The organism is Janthinobacterium sp. 78, from assembly GCF_003096775.1.
Classification (GTDB): domain Bacteria; phylum Pseudomonadota; class Gammaproteobacteria; order Burkholderiales; family Burkholderiaceae_D; genus Janthinobacterium; species Janthinobacterium tructae.
This window is the reverse complement of sequence record NZ_QENT01000001.1, coordinates 1,870,229-1,889,561: the sequence shown is the minus strand read 5'-3', so window position 1 is coordinate 1,889,561 and position 19,333 is coordinate 1,870,229. Positions and strand designations below refer to the sequence as shown.

Below are 19,333 nucleotides of genomic sequence, written 5' to 3'. Positions count from 1 at the left end.
CGTGTTCTCCTGATTGTTCATGCCGTTCATGCGTCCACCGCCGCCTCGCGCAGCAATTCGCGCGCGATGATCAATTGCTGTACTTCGCTGGCGCCTTCATAGATGCGCAAGGCGCGAATTTCGCGGTACAGGCGCTCGACCGGATGGTCGCTGACCACGCCCATGCCGCCAAACAGCTGCACCGCCGCGTCGATCACCTGCTGCGCCGTTTCCGTGGCCGTCAGCTTGGCCATCGCCGCCTCCTTCGTCACCTTGCGACCCTGGTCGCGCTGCCAGGCGGCGCGGTAGGTGAGCAGTGCGGCCGCGTCGATGCCGGTGGCCATCTGCGCCAATTTCGCCTGCGTCAATTGAAAATCCGCCAGAGTCTGGCCGAACATCTGGCGCTTTGTCGCGTGGCGCAGCGCTTCATCGAAGGCGCGCCGCGCAAAACCCAGCGCGGCGGCGGCCACCGAGGTGCGGAACACGTCGAGTGTGGCCATCGCCACCTTGAAGCCCTGCCCCGCGTCGCCCAGGCGCTGCGACACGGGCACGCGGCAATTGGCAAAGCGCAGGCGCGCCAGCGGATGCGGCGCGATGACGGCGATGCGTTCAGCGATTTCCAGGCCAGGATTGTCGGCATCGACGATGAAGGCGCTGATGCCGCGCGCACCGGGCGCTTCGCCCGTGCGGGCGAACACCACGTAAAAGTCGGCGATGCCGCCATTCGAGATCCACGTCTTTTCGCCATCGAGCACATACGCGTCGCCATCGCGCCGCGCCGCGCACGCCATCGCCGCCACGTCGGAACCAGCCTGCGGCTCGGACAAGGCAAAGGCAGCGATGCGCTTGCCACTGGCCACGTCCGGCAGATAGCGCGCCTTGTTCTCCAGGCTGCCGAACAGGCCGATGGCGCCGGAACCGAGTCCCTGCATGGCGAAGGCGAAATCGGCCAGGCCGTCGTGGCGCGCCAGGGTTTCGCGCATCAGGCAAATGGCGCGCGTATCGATCTTGCCATCGGTGCCGGTGGCGTACGCCAGCCAGCCGTCCTGCCCCAGTTGCGCCACCAGCGCGCGGCAAGCCGCATCGACGTTGGCGCCATGCGCACCGTCCAGGTGCTGCGTCGCCCAGGCATCGAGCTCGGACGCAAGCTGCGCATGACGCGCCTCGAAAAATGGCCAGTCCAGATAGCTCGTATCACGCATGTCAATTACCCTCGAATTGTGGTTTTTCCTTCGCCACGAAGGCGTGATAGGCGCGGTGGAAATCGTTGGTGGCCATGCAAATGGCCTGCGCCTGCGCTTCCGCCTCGATGGCTTCATCGACGCCCATGTTCCACTCCTGCTGCAGCATTTTTTTCGTCATGCCGTGCGCGAAGGTGGGGCCGCCGGCCAGGCCGGCGGCGAACAGCTGCGCCGCGTCGGCCAGTTCCTCCGGTTCGACCAGGCGGTTGAGCCAGCCCCAGCGCTCGGCCTCGGCGCCGGCCAGGGAGCGGCCCGTGTACAGCAGTTCGGCGGCGCGGCCCTGGCCGATCACGCGCGGCAGCAAGGCGCAAGCGCCCATGTCGCAGCCGGCCAGGCCCACGCGGGCAAACAGGAAAGCCGTCTTGCTGCGCGCCGTGCCGATGCGGATATCGGAGGCCAGCGCCAGCATGGCGCCAGCGCCGGCGCAAATGCCGTCGATGGCGGCAATGATGGGCTGCGGGCAGGCGCGCATGGCTTTTACCACGTCGCCCGTCATGCGGGTAAACGCCAGCAAGCCCGGCATGTCGAGCTGCGTCAGCGGGCCGATGATGTCGTGAACATCGCCGCCCGAACAGAAATTGCCGCCGCTGCCAGTGATCACCACGGCCTTGACGTCGTCCGCATGCGCCAGCGCGCGGAACAGCTCGCGCAATTCCGCATACGAATCGAAGGTCAGCGGATTCTTGCGCTCGGGCCGGTGCAAGGTCAAGGTGGCGACGCCTGCGTCGACGGAAAACAGAAAATGCCGCGCGGCGTAATGGGCCAGGCTGGCGCGGTTGCCTGGCAGGTCTTGCGGCTGGCCGGGTAGATGGCGCATGGTCAGTCCTTTATGGAAATGTCATTGAGTTGCTGTTTCATCTGCGACAGCAGGTCGATCAGTTGGGTTTTGTCGTCCGGCGTCACGCCCTGCAGCAGTTCGGCGATCCAGCCTTCGTGCACGCGCGCCATCTCGTCGAAGGCGCGCCGGCCGGCAGGCGTCAGCTTGACGCTGTACGAGCGGCGGTCCTTCGGGTCGACCACGCGCAGCACCAGTTTTTCCTGCTCCAGCTGGTCGGTGATGCCCGTGATATTGCCGCCCGTGACCATCATGCGCTTGGACAGTTCGCCCATGCGCAAGCCTTCGGGAAAGCGCTCGAGCTGCGCCATCAGATCGAAGCGGGGCAAGGTGATGCCGAAAGTGGCGCGCAAGCGCGTGCGCACCTCGTTTTCGATTTTCACCGTGCACGAGAGCATGCGCAGCCACAGCTTGAGCGACTGGTGGTGGTCCTGCGTCAGGCGGCTGGCCAGATCCAGCACCGGTTCGGCCTGCGGGAGGTCGCGTTCATTGTCCATTTTATCCATTGTCTACATGACTTCACCGCCGGCGACGGCGATCGATTGTCCATTCATGGCGGCCGACGCGGGCAGGCAGAGCCAGGCCACCGCATCGGCCACTTCCTGTGGCTGCACCAGCCGCTGCTGCGGATTGCCAGCCGCCAGTTCCGCGCGCGCCGCTTCTTCGCCGCGCCCCGTCTTGCGCACGATGTTCTGCACGGCCTGCGCCACCATCTCCGTTTCCGTGTAGCCCGGGCAGACGGCGTTGACGGTGACGCCGCGCGGCGCCACTTCCAGCGCCAGCGCGCGCGTCAGGCCGATCACGCCGTGCTTGGCGGCGACGTAGGCGCTGACATAGCGATAACCTTTCAAGCCCGCCGTCGACGCCACGTTGACGACGCGTCCCCAGCCCGCTTCCAGCATGGCCGGCATGGCCGCCTGGCAGCAGTGAAACACGCCCGTCAGGTTCACGGCCAGCATCTGCTGCCAGATGGCGGCATCGGTCTTGCCGAATGGTGCCGCGTGCGCCTGGCCCGCGTTATTGATCAATATATCGATGCGGCCGAAATGCGCGGCGGCCTGCGCGAAACCCGCCCGCACGGACGCTTCCACGCTCACGTCGAGCACGCAGATGGCCACCCTGCCCGCGTGACCCGCCTCTTCCAGCTGCATGCGTGCGCGCGCCAGTCGCGCGCCGTCGCGCCCGGCCAGGGTGACCCGGGCGCCCGCGTCCAGCAAGGCGCCCGCGCACGCCAGGCCAATGCCGCTGCCGGCGCCCGTCACCAGCGCATGTTTGTCGGCCAACGCGCCGTCCCGTCGTTCCTTGTTCATGTCATCCTTCCAGCAGCCGCGCGGCCACCTGTTGCGGGGTCAGGCCCGTGCTGGCGGCGGCCAGCTGGCGCTCGCGCTGCAGATTGCGTTCCAGCTGCTGCTGGCCCGGACGGTACTGTTTCGGCCAAGTAGCGCCTGCCCCGGCGCCGCTGTAGCCGATGCGCGCCATTTCCGTCAGCGTCCAGGCCGGGTTGGCCAGGTGCGGCCGGCCCACGGCGCACAGGTCGGCGCGCCCGGCGGCGATGATGCTGTTGGCGTGGTCGGCTTCAAAAATCGAACCGACGGCCATGCTGGCGATACCCGCCTCGTTGCGCACGCGGTCGGCGAACGGCGCCTGGAACATGCGCCCGTACACGGGCTGTTCGAGTTTGCTGACCTGGCCCGAGGAACAGTCGATCAGGTCGGCGCCGGCCTGCTTGAACAGGCGCGCGATGACGACTGCATCGTCGGGCGTGATGCCGCCTTCGACCCAGTCGTGGGCCGAGATGCGCACACTCATCGGCTTGTCCTGCGGCCAGGCGGCACGCATGGCGCGAAACACGCGCAAGGGATAACGGCAGCGGTTTTCCAGGCTGCCGCCATACTCGTCCGTACGACGGTTGGTCAGCGGCGAGATAAAACTCGACAGCAAATAACCATGCGCGCAATGCAGTTCCAGCCAGTCAAAACCGGCGACGGCTGCCGCCAGCGTGGCGCGCACGAAATCCTGCTCGATGCGCGCCAGATCGCTTTCCGTGGCCGCGCGCGCCAGCTGCGACACGCCGGCCAGGTACTGCTGCTCCGAGGCAGCCAGCAGCGGCCAGTTGTCCTCTTTCAAAGGCAGGTCGATGCCATCCCACATGGGGCGCGTCGAACCTTTCGGCCCCGCGTGGCCCAATTGCAGGGCGATCTTCGCATCGCTGTTGGCATGCACGAAATCGACGATGCGCCGCCAGGCCTGCGTGTGCGCTTCGCTGTACATGCCGGGGCAGGCGGGCGTGATGCGCGCGTCGGCCGACACGCACGTCATCTCGGCAAACACGAGACCAGCGCCGCCCATGGCGCGCGCGCCCAGGTGCATCAGATGATAGTCGCCCGCCACGCCATCGACGGCGCTGTACTGCGCCATCGGCGAGACGGCGATGCGGTTTTTCAGCAGCACGCCGCGCAAGCGGAAGGGCGTGAGCATGGGCGGCATGGCTTCGTCCGGCAGCGTCACGCCGGCCTGTTCGCCCGCGCGCCGCGCCAGCCACCGTTCGTAATCGGCCACGTAGGCGGGATCGCGCAGGCGCAGGTTTTCGTGCGAAATACGCTGACTGCGCGTGAGCATGGAATAGGCGAACTGCGGCGCCTCCATGGCGCTGTAGCGCTCGACGTTTTCAAACCACTCCATGGAATTGCGCGCCGCGCTCTGGATTTTCAGCACCTCGATGGCGCGCAGCTGCTGGTAGGCGGCCAGCGCAGCATCGGTATCCCCATGCTGGCCGAAGCAGCGCGCCAGCTCGATCGCGTCTTCCAGCGCCAGCTTGGTGCCCGAACCGATCGAGTAATGCGCCGTGTGGGCTGCGTCGCCCATCAGCACGACGGGCACGCTATCGTGCACATGCACCCACTGGCGGCAAACGATGCGCGGGAAGGTGATCCACTGCGCCGAGCCGCGCAAGTGCGGCGAATTGCTCAGCAGGCCATGGCCATCGAGTTCCTCGGCGAACAGCGCCTCACAAAAGGCGATGCCCTCTTCCTGGCTCATGGCGTCCAACCCAGCCGCGCGCCACACGTGTTCCGGCGTTTCGACGATGAAGGTCGACGTATCACCGTCATATTGATAGATATGCACCTGGAACCAGCCGTGTGGCGTCTGGCGGAAGGCAAACGTAAACGCCTCGAATTTCTTGCGCGTGCCCAGCCAGACGAAGCGGCAATGGCGCTGCTCGATGTCGGGCTGGTAGCTGGCCGCATAGCGCGTGCGGATGCGGCTGTTCAAGCCGTCGCTGGCGATCACCAGGTCGGCGCCGTACTGCTTCGCGATGGCCTGGTCGTCCTGCACTTCCGTCTCGAACACCAGCTGCACGCCAAGCTCCTCGCAGCGCGCCTGCAGGATATTGAGCAGGCGCTTGCGGCCGATGCCGCAAAAACCATGGCCGCCAGAGCGCACGGTCTCGCCCTTGAAGTGGATCTCGATATCGTCCCAGTGGTTGAACGCCTGCAGGATGGCGCGCGCCGTCGGCTCGTCCGCGTTGGCCAGGTTGCCCAGGGTCTGGTCGGAAAACACCACGCCCCAGCCAAACGTGTCGTACGGGCGGTTACGCTCGATGACGGTGATGTGGTGCGCGGGGTTCTGCTTTTTCATGAGCAGGCTGAAATACAGGCCGGCGGGACCGCCGCCGATGCAGACAATATTCATGCGGTGTCCGTGCGAAGTTTGAAGCGCTGCAGCTTGCCCGTTTCCGTGCGCGGCAGAGAAGGCAGGAAACGGATGGCGCGCGGGTATTTATACGGAGCGATCTGCTGGCGCACGAAGTCCTGCAGTTCGGCCGCCAGCAGGTCACTGGCCTGGCAGCCGTCCTTGAGCACGATGTGCGCCTCGACGATCTGGCCACGCTCGGCATCGGCGCGCCCGACCACGCCGCATTCGGCCACGGCCGGATGGCGCAGCAGCGCCTCTTCCACTTCCGGGCCGGCGATGTTGTAGCCGGCCGAGACGATCATGTCGTCACTGCGCGAGCGGTAATAGAAATAGCCGTCGGCATCCATCTCGAAGGTGTCGCCCGTCAGGTTCCAGCCGTTCTGCACGTACTCGCGCTGGCGCGGGTCGGACAGGTAGCGGCAACCGGTGGGGCCTTTCACGGCCAGGCGGCCCGTCACGCCGGGCGGCTGCGGCACGCCGGCGTCATCGACGATGCATGCCTGGTAGCCGGGGATGGCCTTGCCGATGGCGCCGCGGCGGATGCCTTCGCCCGTGGCGGAAATGAAGATGTGCAGCATTTCGGTGGCGCCGATGCCGTCCGTCATGGCCAGTCCCGTCGCGGCCTGCCAGGCGTCGCGCGTGGCCAGCGGCAGCGCCTCGCCGGCCGAGACGGACAGGCGCAGGCTGCGCAAGTCGTGCTGCGCGGCCAGGGGCGCCATCTGGCGGTAAAAGGTGGGCGCCGTGAAGCAGATCGTGGCGTGATAGGCGCCGATGGCGCGCAGCAGGGCCTCGGGCGTGAGTTTCTCCAGCAGCACGGCGCAAGCGCCAAAGCGCAGGGGGAACAGCAGCAGTCCGCCCAGGCCAAAGGTGAATGCCAGCGGCGGCGTGCCGATGAAGATATCGTCGGCGCGCACCTGCAGCATGGAGCGGGGAAAACAGTCGCAGATGGCCAGCAGGTCGCGCTGCATGTGCATGGTGCCCTTGGGGACGCCCGTCGTGCCGGAGGTAAAACTGATCAGGCAGACGTCGTCGGCTGCCGTGTCGCATGCAGCAAACGGTGCATCGTGGGCCGCCATGCGCTGTTCCAGTTCGGCGCCGGCGGCGCCAAAGCACAACATCGGCGGGCATGTCGACACACCGTCGAGTTCCGCGCGCAAGCCCTGCGCGCACAGCACGGCGTTCACTTCCGCCTTGAGGATAATCGTGGACAGTTCGCGCGCGCGCAGCAGCGGCATGGTCGGCACGGCGATGCAGCCGGCCTTCAGCACGGCCAGCAGGCAGGCGGCCATCATGGGCGTATTCGCGCCGCGCAGCAGCACGCGGTTGCCGGGGATCAGGCCCAGGTCGGCGCGCAGCACGTGGGCGATGCGGTCGACCTGGCGCGCCAGCTGCGCGTAAGTCCAGCGCTGGCCGTCGGCAAGGATGGCCGTGCGTTCGCCGCCACCGCTGGCGACGGCCGCATCGAGCAGCACCGCGACGCAATTGAGGCGCGGCGGATACTGCAGCTCGGGCAAGTCCAGGCACAGCTGCGGCCAGAGTGCGCGCGGCGGCAAGTGCGCGCGCGCAAAGTCGTCCTGGGGAGATGCGGTGCTGGGCGAAGGGTCGCTGCTCATGCTCATCCTGGCTGGTAGCGGGCGCGTGCACATGGCCCGGAAGCAGATACTTTAAACCTAAAGTATTTTCCCGGCAAGCAGAAAACAGCAGATTCAGTCGGCGCCGTCCTGTTGGCGTAGCAAACGCGCCTGCTGCGCCACGCTGCGCGCCAGTGCGGCCAGCGCCGCCTGTATCTGGCCGCCATCGAGCACCGATGCCTGCAGCAGGTCCATCATCCCGGCCTCCGCGCCATGCAAGCCCAGGGTGCGGCAACCGAGGTGCAGCCGTTCCAGCTGCTGGCGCGCCTGGGCCGGTTCGCCACGCGCCAGCAAGGCGTCGACCTGCTCGCTGGCGGCGCCCACCTGCCCCTGGAAACCCGTCAGATACGCCAGCAGGCGTTCGCTGTCGATGCCGAGGCGCTGCAGGGTGTCGCGCGACGCTTCGGCCGGCAAGGCGGAGATGTCGAAGCAGGCGTCGATATGCTGGCGCACCTGCTCCGGCTGGAAGGGCTTGACGATGTAGCCTGCGGCACCGGCCTGCACGGCGTCACGCACCGTGTCCTGGTCATTCGCCGACGACACCAGCACCAGCGGCATGGCGTCGAGCGTGCTGTCGGAGCGGATTTTCTGCAGCAGCTCCATGCCGGACAGGCGCGGCATGCGCAAATCGCAAAAGCACAGCGACGGCCGCAAGCCCCCTTCGAGCTGCTCCCACGCCGCCGCGCCATCTTCGGCTTCCACGATATCGTGCACGCCGCAGCTGTCGATCAGATGCATCAAGACCATGCGCGACACGACATCATCGTCAACCACCAGTACTTTCATTGCTTTCTCCATTGCCGGCGGCGTCAGGGGCCTGGCCGTATTCTACCCAGTTTCGCCGCGCGTTCGAAGGCCGGCATTGCCTATTTTACATTTCCTGGCCCGAAACGGCTATTTGCGCCAACAGTGCGCGCAATTGCGGCAAATGCAAGGCCACCTGCGTCCAGCGCCCAGCGTCCGCCGCCTCTTCCATTTCCGTGCACAGCATGTGCAGCTGCGTTTCATCGAGATAGGCGGCGCTGCCCTTCAGGCCGTGCAGCAGGCGCCCGGCGTTGTCCCTGTCCTGCGCCGCCAGGGCGGCGTCGAGTTCACGCAAACGCCCCTCCAGGTCGGCGACGAAGGCGACGCGGATGCGCCGTTGCAGTTCACCGCTGCGGATGGACTGGGAGGGTGCCGCGACGGGCGCAGCCGGCGCGATGCCGAACAGGGCATCGAGTTCGGCCTGCCCCCGCGCGCTGGCGCGCGGCACGTTCGACGGCATGCGCGGCAACATGAAACCGCGCTGCAGCTGGCGCTCGATGGCGCGCGCCAGCAAGGCATGCAGCGCCGCTTCGTCGACCGGTTTGCTGAGGAAATCATCCATGCCGACGCCCAGATAGCGGCTGCGGTCTTCATCGCTGGCATTCGCCGTCAGGGCCACGATCATCAGTTCTTGGTCGCGCACGGGCTGGTCAGGCCAGCCGCCCACGCGGATCAATCGCGTTGCCGTGGCGCCGTCCATCTCCGGCATGCGCCCGTCCATCAGGATCAGGTCATAGCGCGTATGCACGCAGGCCGCCACCGCCAGTACGCCATTGGCGACCACATCGACCCTGTGCCCCAGTTCTTCGAGCATGACGCGGATGATGATCTGGTTGGTGGGGAAGTCTTCCGCGCACAACACGCGCAACTGGTGGCTGTGCGGCGCCAGCGCCACCTGCGGCACCAGCGGCGGCGCCACGCCATCGGCCAGCGGCAAGGTGAAGGCAAACGTGCTGCCCTGCCCCGGCGTGCTGGCCACCTCGATCTCGCCCTGCATCAGTTCGACCAGCTGGCGGCAGATCGCCAGGCCCAGCCCCGTGCCGCCGTAGCGCCGCGTGGTGCTGGCGTCGGCCTGCTCGAACTTCTGGAACAGGCGCGCCATCGCGTCCGCATCGATGCCGATGCCGCTGTCGCTGACCGTAAAGCGGATCAGGTTGACACGGCGCCCGCCCCTGCCGCTGGCCACGCCAGCCCGCTCGACGCAGACGCTGACGCCACCGCGCTGGGTGAACTTGAAGGCATTGCCGACCAGGTTGACCAGCACCTGGCGCAAACGGGTTGGGTCGCCCACCACGAAGGGCGGCAGGTCGGGCGCAAAATCGATGGTAAAACCGATGCTGCGCGCGGCCGCCTGCTCCTCGAACAGGGTGACGACCGTTTCGATGGCCGCACCGAGCGCGAAGTCGATATTTTCGATACTCAGCTTGCCCGCCTCGATCTTGGAAAAATCGAGCAAGTCATTGATGATCACCAGCAGCGACTGGGCATTGGCCTGGCCGCGCAGGATCTGCTCGCGCGTGGCATCGTGCAGCTGCTCGTCGCGCAGGGCAAAGCCCAGCATGCCGATCACGCCGGCCAGCGGCGTGCGCATCTCGTGGCTCATGTTGGCCAAAAATTCCGACTTCTGGCGCGTCGCATCCTCGGCCTTGCGCTTGGCCAGGCGCAGGCTTTCCTCGTTTTTCGTCAGGCTGCTGTTGGCTTCCGCCAGCTTTTCCGACTGCGCCAGCACTTCGATTTCCTTGCTCTGCAACTCGGCCGTGCGTTCGCCGACCAGTTTTTCCAGCTCGTTCTGCTGGCGCCGCAGCGCGCGCACGCGCTGCCGGTAAGCGCCATACACGGCGCCCAGCAGCAGTGCCGCCATCAGGGTGCGGAACCACCAGGTTTTCCAGAACGGCGGCAGGATCGTGATGGCCAAGGTGGCGCCGCTCTCGTTCCACACGCCATCCTTGTTGGCCGCCTTGACGCGAAACACATAATTGCCCGCATCGAGGTTGGTGTAGGTGGCAAAGCGCCGCCCCGCATCCGTCATGACCCAGTCCTGGTCGAAGCCCTCGAGCCGGTAGGCGAACATATTGCGCTGGGGCGCAGCAAAATGCAGGGCTGCGAATTCCAGCGAAAAGACGCTTTCACGGCTGGTCAGCACCAGCTGGCGCGTATGATCGATGGCCGTCCTGAGCACGTGCGCGAATTCGCCGCGGCCGATGGCCACCGGCTTGTTGAAGATCTGCAGTTCCGTGATGGCCACCAGCGGCGGCACGCGGTTGTCGTGGATATCCTGCGGCACGAACGCCGTCATGCCGTTAAAACCGCCGAAATACATGGTCCCGTCCAACGCACGCAGCGCCGCACCATCGAAGTACGAGCCTTCCACCGTGCCATCGGCGCTGTCGTAGTTGCGGAACAGGCCGCTGCGCATGTCGAGCCGCGTGATGCCGCTATTCGTGCTCAGCCACAGTTGCTCGTTATCGTCGCCGAGGATGCTGGCGACGGCATCGTCGGCCATGCCATCCTTGCGCAGGAAGCGCCGGAAGCGGATGTCGCCCTTCGCATCGACATCCATGCGGTTCAAGCCATTGGCCGTGCCCACCCACAGCACGCCGCGCTTGTCCTCGTGCAGATAGTGCACCTCGTCGTGGCTGAGGCTATGCGGATTTTGCGGATCGTGGCGGAAATGCCGGAAGTGGCCGCTGGCGCGGTCCAGCAAATCGAGGCCGTGAAATGAGCCTATCCACAGCCGCCCCTTGGCATCTTCCAGCACGGGCCGCACCATGTTGTCGGACAGGCTGTGCGGGTTGGCCGGATCGTGGCGGTAAGTGGTAAAGGTCCGGCTGGCGGGGTCGAAACGGTGCACGCCGCCGCGCGTCGAGACCCACAGCATGCCGCTGCGGTCGCTCACGACATTGCGGATGGTGTCGCTGTTCGGATCGCCGGCGGCAAAGCGCATGGTAAAGAAACGCCCGAGTGCCGGATCGAAGCGGTGCAAGCCCGTCGAGCCGCCCACCCACAGCACGCCGTCCGGCGCCTTGTACAGGGTGGTGACCTGCTCGTCGCGCGACATGCCGGGCGAACTGCGCAGGTCGAACAGGCGCGAGCTGCCGTCGCGCGTATCGTACAGTTTCAGGCCGCCCTTGGTGGCCAGCCACAGCTTGCCATTGCCCGCATCGGCCACGGCGCGCACTTTCTTGTCCGCCAGCGCGCCCACATCGCCGGGCGCACGCGCCATGCGCGAAAAGCCGCCGCTGCCCAGGTCGACCCGGCTCACGCCGTTGTACCAGGAGCCGACCCAGAAAGTGCCCGCGCGGTCGCGGTACAGCGACGACAGCTGGTTGTCGGCGACGCTGAATTTGTCGCCCGTCTGGTGCCGGTACTGCAGGAAGGTGTCGCTCTCGGGCAGCCAACGGAACAGGCCATCGGCATTGCTGCCCAGCCAGACGGTGGCGTCGATATCCTGGTACAGGCTGGCCACGCGGATGGCGGAAAAACCCTGTTTTTCATTCAGGCGCAGGCGCGACTGCGGTGCCTGGCCGGCGCCTCCCAGGCGCCAGCGCTCGGCGCCGGCCATGGTGCCGATCCACAGATTCTGCTGGCGGTCCACCAGCAGCGACTGGATCACGTTGTACTTCGAACCGGGCTCCGTGTCGACGGCGAAATGCTCGAAGCGGTCGCTGCCCGGCGCCAGCATGTCCAGGCCCGTGACGGTGCCTATCCACAGCCGCTGTTGCGCGTCCAGCGCCAGCGCCTTGATTTCATTATCGCCCAAGCTGTGCGGATTGCCCTCTTCATGGTGCCAGGTGCGGAAGGCGCCCGTGGCGGGGTCGAAATGCTGCAAACCGTCCGAGGTGGCGATCCAGAAGCCGCGCGCGCCATCGTCAAGAATGGCGTGGATATGCCGGTTGCCGTTGCCGCGCTTGCTCTTTTCGGCCGGGACGAAATGCGTGAAGGTCTGACTGGCGGGGTCGAAGCGATCCAGGCCGTTGTCGGTGCCCACCCACAGCTGGCCCTGGCTATCGACGTGCAGTTCGCCGACCCAGTTGTCGGCCAGGCTGGTCTTGTCGCCCTCGATATTCTTGTAGACGACCATGCGATAACCGTCGTAGCGGCTCAGGCCAGACTGGCTGCCGAACCACATATAGCCCTGCCGGTCCTGGGCGATGGCCAGCACCGATTCCTGCGCCAGGCCCTGTTCCACGCTGAGCTGATCGAAACGCAGGGTGGGCGCAGGCGCCGCCGCGGCCGGGCCGCCCGGCAGCAGCAAAGACAACAGCAATACCACTTCGCAAACACGTCGAAATACCAGCACAATCGTCCTGTCAAAAAAAACGCGAAAAAAACGCACGCCGCTCCAAGGGCCGTCTCAGGAACCAAAAAACGCCAGGACATCATCCTTGCGGGCCTGCGTATCGCGCTGTCCAAGACGGATCAGCTCGTTAGTATACGTCGATTCGAACAATAAATACGATGCCAGCGCCGCGCCGCGCGCTTCGGCCGCGCCGATGCCCGACAACATGGTGCGGATGGGACGCGGCAAACTGCCGATATGCCGGCTGGCGATGGCGTCGAGCCGTTCGGACGGCGCGATGACCAGCAATTCCACGGGACGCAAGGCCGTCTTGCCCAGCAACTCGGGCGGCAGCATCGACAGGGTCAGGTTGATGCGGTTCAGGCGCTCGATGTCTACGGCCAGGCCATCGAGGAAGATCGACGACAGCGCGTGCCCGGCGATCTGCGCCAGGCTCGGGTAGCGCGCCGCTTCGGCCGCGGCGGGCGCCGGTTCCGTCATGCGCCCCGCCCCCACCACCAGCACCTTGTTCGCCCCCAGGTGGATGGCCGGCGAAATCGGCGCCAACTGGCGCATGGAACCGTCGCCGCAGTATTCGCGCTGGCCGCCCACGTACAGCGGCACGGCAGGAAAAATGAAGGGGATGGCGGCCGAGGCGAGCAAGTGCTCCACGCCGATCTGGTCTTGCAAGGCCAGGCGCTGCGTGCGCACCCACGGCGCGATATCCTCGGCCGTCTGGTAAAACGTCATGTGGCGGCTGCCCGAATACGACGACGCCGTCACGGCCAGCGCATGCAGCAGCCCATCGGCCAGCGCCGCGTCCAGGCGCGGCAGGTCGAGCATGCGGTGCAGCAGGCTGACCAGCGGGGTATTGTCGAGCAGGGAATTGGGCGGCGAGGCATGCCACTGGCGCAGCAGCCAGCCGAACGACAGCAGCGACAGCCAGCGCGCGCCCGAACGGATCACGCCCAGCGAATCGGCGCGGTAGACTTGCTCGACCTGGATATGCTGCCACACGTCGAGCAGCTTCTGCACGCCTTCGCCGAAATTGTCGGCGCGGCAGGCCAGCGCCGTGGCGTTGATGGCGCCGGCCGAGGTGCCGCAAATGATGTCGAACGGGTTGCGCGCCGGCGCCCAGCCCGCTTCCCACAATATCGCCGAAATTGCCTGCAGCACGCCCACCTGGTAGGCGGCACGGGCGCCCCCTCCCGTGAGTATCAAGCCTGTTTTATTTTGTATTCCCATGCCGGCAGATTAGCAGGGTCTTGATGCTTTGTGGAAAAGATTCGGGGGTGATTAGTCTCCTCGAACCATCCCTTCTCTTCTCGGGTCCGCCCCCCCAAACCAGAAATCCTTGCCATGCGCATGCAGGCGCATGATGCCCTGCAGGCCGGAATTCTGTTCGATGACGCGCACCTCATGGCCCATCGCTTGCAGTGCCTCGACTTGCGCGGCAGGCGCGCGCCCCTTTTCCAGCTCCGTGGGGCCATTGCGGCTGCCGAAGTTCGGCAGGTTGATGGCTTGCTGCACGTTCAAGCCCCAGTCCATGGTGCCGACCAGCACCTTGGCGACATAATTGATGATGGACGAGCCACCGGGCGAGCCCGTCGCCAGCACCAGCTTGCGCGTACCCTTCTCAAACACCAGCGTGGGCGACATGGCGCTGCGCGGGCGCTTGCCCGCCTCGACACGGTTGGCGATGGGGCCAGCGGCATCGCGCGAATCGAACGAGAAATCCGTCAGCTGGTTGTTCAGCAAAAAGCCGTCGACCATCTGGCGCGAGCCGAACGCGTCTTCCACGCTGGTGGTCATCGACAGGCCGCCCCCAAAAGCATCGACCGCCACCAGGTGCGAGGTCGACGGGCGCTGCAGCGCGTTATCCATGCCCCACGCCACTTGCATGCCGGGCGGCGTGCCGGGCAAGGCTTTCAGCATGGATTTGTCGCCGATCAGCGAGGCGCGCTGCGCCAGGTAGCTTTTATCCAGCATCGAGGCGATGCCCTTGCCGGGCAGCGGCACGAAATCCGTGTCGGCCACGTAGCGGTTGCGATCCGCGTAGGCCAGGCGCCCCGTTTCCGAGAACAAATGGATCGCCTGCACATCGAGCACACCGTCGACGGGCGCATATGGGCCGATGTCCTTCACTTCCAGCATGCCCAGCATCTGCGCAATGGCGATGCCGCCCGACGATGGCGGCGGCATGCCGCACACGGTCCAGGCCTTGTAATCGCTGCACACGGGCTCGCGCACCTTGGCGCGGTAGCCGGCGATGTCTGCCGCCGTCAGCTTGCCCGGATTGCTCGGGTGCGACGCCACCTTGGCGGCGATGTCGCGCGCGATACGGCCCTGGTAAAAGGCGTCGGCGCCGCCACCGGCGATCTCGCGCAGGGTACGCGCCAGTTGCGGGTTTTTCAGCACATGGCCGACGGACCAGGGCTTGCCGTCCTGGTCATAGAAATACGCGGCGGCGACAGGGTCGCGCTTCAGGGCCTGGTCCCAGCTCAACAGGCCGTTGAGGCGCTGGCTAACGGGAAAGCCGCCGTGCGCCAGTTTGATGGCGGGGCCGAACAGGGTCGCCCACGGCAGCTTGCCGTGTTCCTTGTGCGCCAGTTCCAGCATGCGCAGCACACCCGGCGCACCCACGGAACGCCCACCCACCACGCCCGTGGCGCGCGAGACGGGGCTGCCGTCGGCATTCTGGAACAGGTGTTCGTCGGCGCTGGCGGGCGCCGTTTCGCGTCCGTCGAACGCTTGCACGCCCTTGGCCGTGGAGTACAGCAAAAAGGCGCCGCCGCCGATGCCCGACGATTGCGGTTCGACCAGGGTCAGCACCAGCTGCGTGGCAATGGCCGCGTCGATGGCGCTGCCGCCTTTTTTCAGCATCTGGTAGCCGGCATCGGCGGCCAGCGGATTGGCGGCGGCGACCATGAATTTCTGCGCCGCCCAACCACTTTTTTCCGCATACGCGGTGGCGATTTCCGGCGCCTTTTGCGGCACTTCGGCAAAGGAAGGATGGGCAGCCAGAGCTCCCAGCAAGGTCAGGCTCAGCGCCAGCGGCTTCAATGTGATCATGGATTCTCCGATAAAAAAAGGGCGCACAGCCGAGCAAGGCTGTACGCCCCATACGGGGGTATCCTACATCAAATCACGCCGGGCTTATTTCGGTTGCATGCGGATCGCGCCATCCAATCTGATTGTTTCGCCATTGAGCATGACGTTTTCCACGATGGCTTTCACCAGCTGCGCGTACTCGCCGGGCTTGCCCAGGCGCGATGGGAACGGCACCATCTTGCCCAGCGCATCCTGCACTTCGGCCGGCATGCCCAGCAACATCGGCGTCTCGAAAATGCCGGGCGCCACCGTCATGACGCGGATGCCGTTGCGCGACAGGTCGCGCGCCATCGGCAGGGTCAGTCCCACCACGGCCGCCTTCGACGACGCATACGCGGCCTGGCCGATCTGGCCATCGTAGGCTGCCACGGACGCCGTGTTGATGATGATGCCGCGCTCGCCCTCAGCGGTGGCATCCTGTTTCGCCATGGCATCGGCCGCCAGGCGGCACATATTGAAGGTGCCCACCAGGTTGATGTTGACGACTTTCTGAAACAGGGCCAGCGGATGCGGGCCATCCTTGCCCACGGTTTTCACGGCCGGCGCCACGCCGGCGCAGTTGACCAGGCCGCGCAATGTACCGAGCTTGCCTGCCGCTGCCACCACGGCCATGCCGTCTTCTTCCGACGTCACATCGCACTGCACGAACACGCCGTTCAGTTCAGCGGCCAGCGCCTGGCCCGCCTCCGTCTGCACGTCGGCCAGCACGACCTTGCCGCCAGCGGCCGTCAGCATGCGCGCCGTGGCTGCGCCCAAACCCGATGCGCCGCCCGTGATGATGAATACATTGTCCTGAATCTGCATGAAATCTCCTGAGTATCCTGAGTAATAAGGGCCGTGTTCCCGGCGCCCGATGGTTGCATCGGTACATGATGCCATCATTACGTTTACGTAAACGTAATGTCGGCGACAATTGTAGCCACTTTTACGCGCGCTCAGCGAAAACTTGCAGCGGCAAGCAATGGCAAGGCTAAAAACACTGCATGAAAGCGCCATTGCGGTGACAGATGCGGCCGTTGGCATCGAGCGTGGCATTGCCCGCGCCGTTGTAGCGCGCACCGGCCGCATCGCGGCAACCGCCCGTGTCGCAGGCACCGATGGGCTGCGGCGCGCCGGGCATGGGCACGCTCGGGCCGGGCGGCGGGGGTGCCATGGGCACGACAGGCGGCGCCGTGCGCTGCACGGGCATGCGGCCAATTACTTGCGCCACGGAACGGCGCGGCTGCACGGGCGGTGCCGGGCGGCATGGTTCCACCACCAGCTTGCCGCTGTCACGCGGGTCGAGCTGGCACACAGGCAAAGCATCGGAAACGGCCTGCTCCTGAGCGCCTGCATGGCCGCCAGCGAACAGCAGGGCGCAGGCCAGCGCCGATATGGTTTTGATCATCGTCTTCATGTCCCCTCCCCGAGCATCGATCATACCGCTTTCATTATTGGCACACGCCGCGCCAAATGCCATGCACCTGCTGCAACGGTGTTTTATTTCCCCTCAGCACTTTCCTTCTTGCCAGGATGGCATTACAATAAGAACGATTCTTATTCTCATTAACGGAATTCGAGCGCAGTTTATTCTATTCATTGATACCCGAGCCACCCGGAAGGCAGCCAGGAAATAACAACATCCGGAAAGTCCACCATGACCAAGCGCAGTCCCGCCTTCGCAACCTTCGTAGCCCCCGTCGCCACTCCCGCCCGCGCCATCCATTCCACCGCCCTGCTCCTGCCCTGCCTGCTGTCGCTGGCCGTCAGCAGCGCCTGGGCCGAAGGCAATGTGGCTGCCGATCCCACCATGAACACGGTGGTCGTCACCGCGTCCGGCACGGCCATCGACATCAAGGATGCGCCGGCCAGTATCAGCGTCATCACGCGCGAGGAAATCGAGCGCCAGCCCGTGTATGACCTCAACACCTTGCTGCGCCGCATCCCCGGCGTGACGGGTGGCACCAGCCCCGTGGGCGAGGAATCGAAGATCAAGCTGCGCGGCTTGCCCGACAAATACACCTTGATCCTGGTCGATGGCAAGCGCATGGGCAGCTCGGCCGACACGGCGTACCGCCCCGACCTGGGGCGCCAGGACTTGAACTGGATCTCGCCCGAGATGATCGAGCGCATCGAAGTGGTGCGCGGCCCCATGTCCTCGCTGTACGGCTCGGACGCCATGGGCGGCGTGATCAACATCATCACGCGCAAGGTGCCGGGCAAGTGGAACGGTTCAGCCACGGCCAACTACACGCAGCCGCAGGACAGCGGCCGCGGCACGGCGCACCAGCTGGGCGTGAACCTGGCCGGCCCCCTGTCGGAGTCGGTGGGCATGCGCCTCGGCGTAGCGCAATCGAAGCAAAATCCCGATGAGCGCAGCAGCGGCAAGGCGGGCGGCATCGGCGGCGAGCGCAACCAGACCGTGAGCGGTCAGTTGAACTGGGCACTGAACAACAAGCACAGCCTGTCGCTGGACGCCAGCTATGGCCGCCAGGAAGCGAGCGATTCGCCCACCGTCAACGCCAATGGCAGGCCAGTGTTCAGTGCCTGGGGCGCCAGCAAGCTGATACGCAAGAGCGCCAGCCTCGGCTATGACGGCCGCTATGATTTCGGCAAGGCCAAGGTCAACCTGTACCACAACGATTATGACAACCAGTTCATCGGCACGGTGGCCAAATCCAAGGACAGCACGCTGGACGCGACCCTGGAGAAACGCCTGGGCTGGGGCATCGAGCAATTATTGGTGATGGGCGGCCAATGGAAACACCAGGAATTGACGAATACGGACACCATCGGCACCGTGCCCACCGATTACCTGGGCAATCCCGTGAGCGGCGCCACCTTGTCCGGCACCACCTCGGCCCTGTTCGCGGAAGATCAGCTGTTCCTGCGCGAGGACTTGACGGCCACGGCCGGCCTGCGCCTCGATCACCACAGCAAGTTCGGCAACCACTACAGCCCGCGCCTGTACCTGGTGTACCACCCGCTACCGGCCTGGACCATCAAGGGCGGCGTGTCGCAAGGCTTCCGCGCCCCCAGCCTGAAGGAAAATGCACCGGGCGCCGCTACCCAGTCGGGCGGCAACGGCTGCAACGGCTTGCGCCCGATGGGCTACATCACGGGCGGCTGCTACATGGCCGGCAATGCGGACTTGAAGCCGGAAACGAGCACGGCGGCCGAACTCGGCGTGGCGTATGAGCACAACGGCTGGGATGCAGGGCTGACGTATTTCCACACGGATTTCAAGAACAAGATCGACTACACGCCGCTGGGCTTCTTCCAGGGACAATGGTGGACCAAGATGACGAATATCCAGAAGGCGCGCACCAGCGGGCTGGAAGGCACGTTGACCATTCCGCTGACAAAAAATGTGAACTGGCGTAACAACCTGACCTATATGGCGGAAGCGAAAAACCTGACGACAGGCGTCAACCTGCTGTCGACGCCGAAAGTGTCGCTGTATTCGGCGCTGGGCTGGCAAGTGAACGACCAGTTGTTCGGCGAAGTGTCGGCCCAGTACACGGGCAAGGAACTGGACGCCGAAACGCGCTCCTCGATGCGCCGCAAACCCAACAAGGCCTACACCATCGTCGATGCCATCGTGTCGTACAAGATTACGCCAAACTGGACCGTGCGCGGCGGCGTGGAAAATCTGTTCAAGAAGGGCCCACGGAACGACGGCCTGGTCGACTATTACGTGCCGGGACGCCGTATGTTTGTCGGCCTGACGTCGCGCTTCTGACGCGGCACCGCCCTGCAGCATGTGCTGCGGGGCGGC

13 protein-coding genes are annotated in these 19,333 nt (G+C 65.6%); 1 reads left to right on the top strand and 12 read right to left on the bottom strand.

Going from position 1 to position 19,333, the window contains the following annotated elements; genetic code table 11:
- Positions 1 to 26: 26 nt before the first annotated feature.
- The 12 genes from C8C92_RS08420 to C8C92_RS08365 all read right to left on the bottom strand — a co-directional run bounded on the left by C8C92_RS08420 (position 27) and on the right by C8C92_RS08365 (position 16,972).
- On the bottom strand, positions 27 to 1,181 hold the full coding sequence (locus tag C8C92_RS08420; RefSeq protein ID WP_116743534.1) for an acyl-CoA dehydrogenase family protein: 1,155 nt from the start codon (positions 1,179 to 1,181) through the stop codon (positions 27 to 29).
- A 1-nt stretch (position 1,182) separates the two neighbouring features.
- The gene (locus tag C8C92_RS08415; RefSeq protein ID WP_116743533.1) at positions 1,183 to 2,037 is read right to left on the bottom strand and encodes an enoyl-CoA hydratase family protein; all 855 of its coding nucleotides are present in this window, start codon (positions 2,035 to 2,037) and stop codon (positions 1,183 to 1,185) included.
- Between the two features lie 2 nt (positions 2,038 to 2,039).
- Positions 2,040 to 2,552, bottom strand: coding sequence for a MarR family transcriptional regulator (locus C8C92_RS08410; protein ID WP_116743532.1), 513 nt, complete (start codon positions 2,550 to 2,552; stop codon positions 2,040 to 2,042).
- Positions 2,553 to 2,564: 12 nt separating this feature from the next.
- Positions 2,565 to 3,365, bottom strand: a complete 801-nt coding sequence (locus C8C92_RS08405; RefSeq protein ID WP_116743531.1) for an SDR family NAD(P)-dependent oxidoreductase — start codon at positions 3,363 to 3,365, stop codon at positions 2,565 to 2,567.
- A gap of 1 nt (position 3,366) precedes the next feature.
- Positions 3,367 to 5,748 carry a bifunctional salicylyl-CoA 5-hydroxylase/oxidoreductase gene (locus C8C92_RS08400; RefSeq protein WP_116743530.1) on the bottom strand — a complete coding sequence of 794 codons (2,382 nt, stop codon included), beginning with the start codon at positions 5,746 to 5,748 and terminating at the stop codon, positions 3,367 to 3,369.
- Positions 5,745 to 7,364 (bottom strand): AMP-binding protein, encoded by a 1,620-nt coding sequence (locus C8C92_RS08395; RefSeq protein ID WP_116743529.1) that lies wholly within the window; start codon positions 7,362 to 7,364, stop codon positions 5,745 to 5,747. The genes C8C92_RS08400 and C8C92_RS08395 overlap by 4 nt, the downstream gene beginning before the upstream one ends.
- A gap of 93 nt (positions 7,365 to 7,457) precedes the next feature.
- Complete coding sequence (locus C8C92_RS08390; protein ID WP_099760241.1) at positions 7,458 to 8,168, bottom strand: response regulator; 711 nt, start codon at positions 8,166 to 8,168, stop codon at positions 7,458 to 7,460.
- An 85-nt stretch (positions 8,169 to 8,253) separates the two neighbouring features.
- A complete protein-coding gene (locus tag C8C92_RS08385) occupies positions 8,254 to 12,453 on the bottom strand; it encodes a hybrid sensor histidine kinase/response regulator (RefSeq protein ID WP_243420147.1) in 4,200 nt (1,399 codons plus the stop codon).
- 87 nt (positions 12,454 to 12,540) lie between these two features.
- Entirely contained in the window at positions 12,541 to 13,710 is a 1,170-nt protein-coding gene (locus tag C8C92_RS08380; protein WP_099760242.1) for a patatin-like phospholipase family protein, read from the bottom strand.
- Positions 13,711 to 13,761: 51 nt separating this feature from the next.
- Complete coding sequence (ggt, locus tag C8C92_RS08375; protein WP_116743528.1) at positions 13,762 to 15,537, bottom strand: gamma-glutamyltransferase; 1,776 nt, start codon at positions 15,535 to 15,537, stop codon at positions 13,762 to 13,764.
- An 84-nt stretch (positions 15,538 to 15,621) separates the two neighbouring features.
- Positions 15,622 to 16,380 (bottom strand): 3-hydroxyacyl-CoA dehydrogenase, encoded by a 759-nt coding sequence (locus tag C8C92_RS08370; protein WP_071078915.1) that lies wholly within the window; start codon positions 16,378 to 16,380, stop codon positions 15,622 to 15,624.
- Between the two features lie 166 nt (positions 16,381 to 16,546).
- The gene (locus tag C8C92_RS08365; RefSeq protein WP_116743527.1) at positions 16,547 to 16,972 is read right to left on the bottom strand and encodes a hypothetical protein; all 426 of its coding nucleotides are present in this window, start codon (positions 16,970 to 16,972) and stop codon (positions 16,547 to 16,549) included.
- Between the two features lie 240 nt (positions 16,973 to 17,212).
- Here C8C92_RS08365 and C8C92_RS08360 point away from each other — a divergent pair, with 240 nt between their 5' ends.
- Positions 17,213 to 19,297: a TonB-dependent receptor gene (locus C8C92_RS08360; RefSeq protein WP_116743526.1), complete on the top strand. Its 2,085-nt coding sequence runs from the start codon at positions 17,213 to 17,215 to the stop codon at positions 19,295 to 19,297.
- Positions 19,298 to 19,333 lie beyond the last annotated feature (36 nt).

Coding starts and splice junctions, on each gene's coding strand:
- C8C92_RS08410 (WP_116743532.1), bottom strand. CDS start 2,552: ATGGACAATGAACGCGACCTCCCGCAGGCCGAACCGGTGCTGGATCTG.
- C8C92_RS08395 (WP_116743529.1), bottom strand. CDS start 7,364: ATGAGCAGCGACCCTTCGCCCAGCACCGCATCTCCCCAGGACGACTTT.
- C8C92_RS08400 (WP_116743530.1), bottom strand. CDS start 5,748: ATGAATATTGTCTGCATCGGCGGCGGTCCCGCCGGCCTGTATTTCAGC.
- C8C92_RS08360 (WP_116743526.1), top strand. CDS start 17,213: ATGACCAAGCGCAGTCCCGCCTTCGCAACCTTCGTAGCCCCCGTCGCC.
- C8C92_RS08365 (WP_116743527.1), bottom strand. CDS start 16,972: ATGAAGACGATGATCAAAACCATATCGGCGCTGGCCTGCGCCCTGCTG.
- C8C92_RS08380 (WP_099760242.1), bottom strand. CDS start 13,710: ATGGGAATACAAAATAAAACAGGCTTGATACTCACGGGAGGGGGCGCC.
- C8C92_RS08415 (WP_116743533.1), bottom strand. CDS start 2,037: ATGCGCCATCTACCCGGCCAGCCGCAAGACCTGCCAGGCAACCGCGCC.
- C8C92_RS08405 (WP_116743531.1), bottom strand. CDS start 3,365: ATGAACAAGGAACGACGGGACGGCGCGTTGGCCGACAAACATGCGCTG.
- ggt (WP_116743528.1), bottom strand. CDS start 15,537: ATGATCACATTGAAGCCGCTGGCGCTGAGCCTGACCTTGCTGGGAGCT.
- C8C92_RS08390 (WP_099760241.1), bottom strand. CDS start 8,168: ATGAAAGTACTGGTGGTTGACGATGATGTCGTGTCGCGCATGGTCTTG.
- C8C92_RS08420 (WP_116743534.1), bottom strand. CDS start 1,181: ATGCGTGATACGAGCTATCTGGACTGGCCATTTTTCGAGGCGCGTCAT.
- C8C92_RS08370 (WP_071078915.1), bottom strand. CDS start 16,380: ATGCAGATTCAGGACAATGTATTCATCATCACGGGCGGCGCATCGGGT.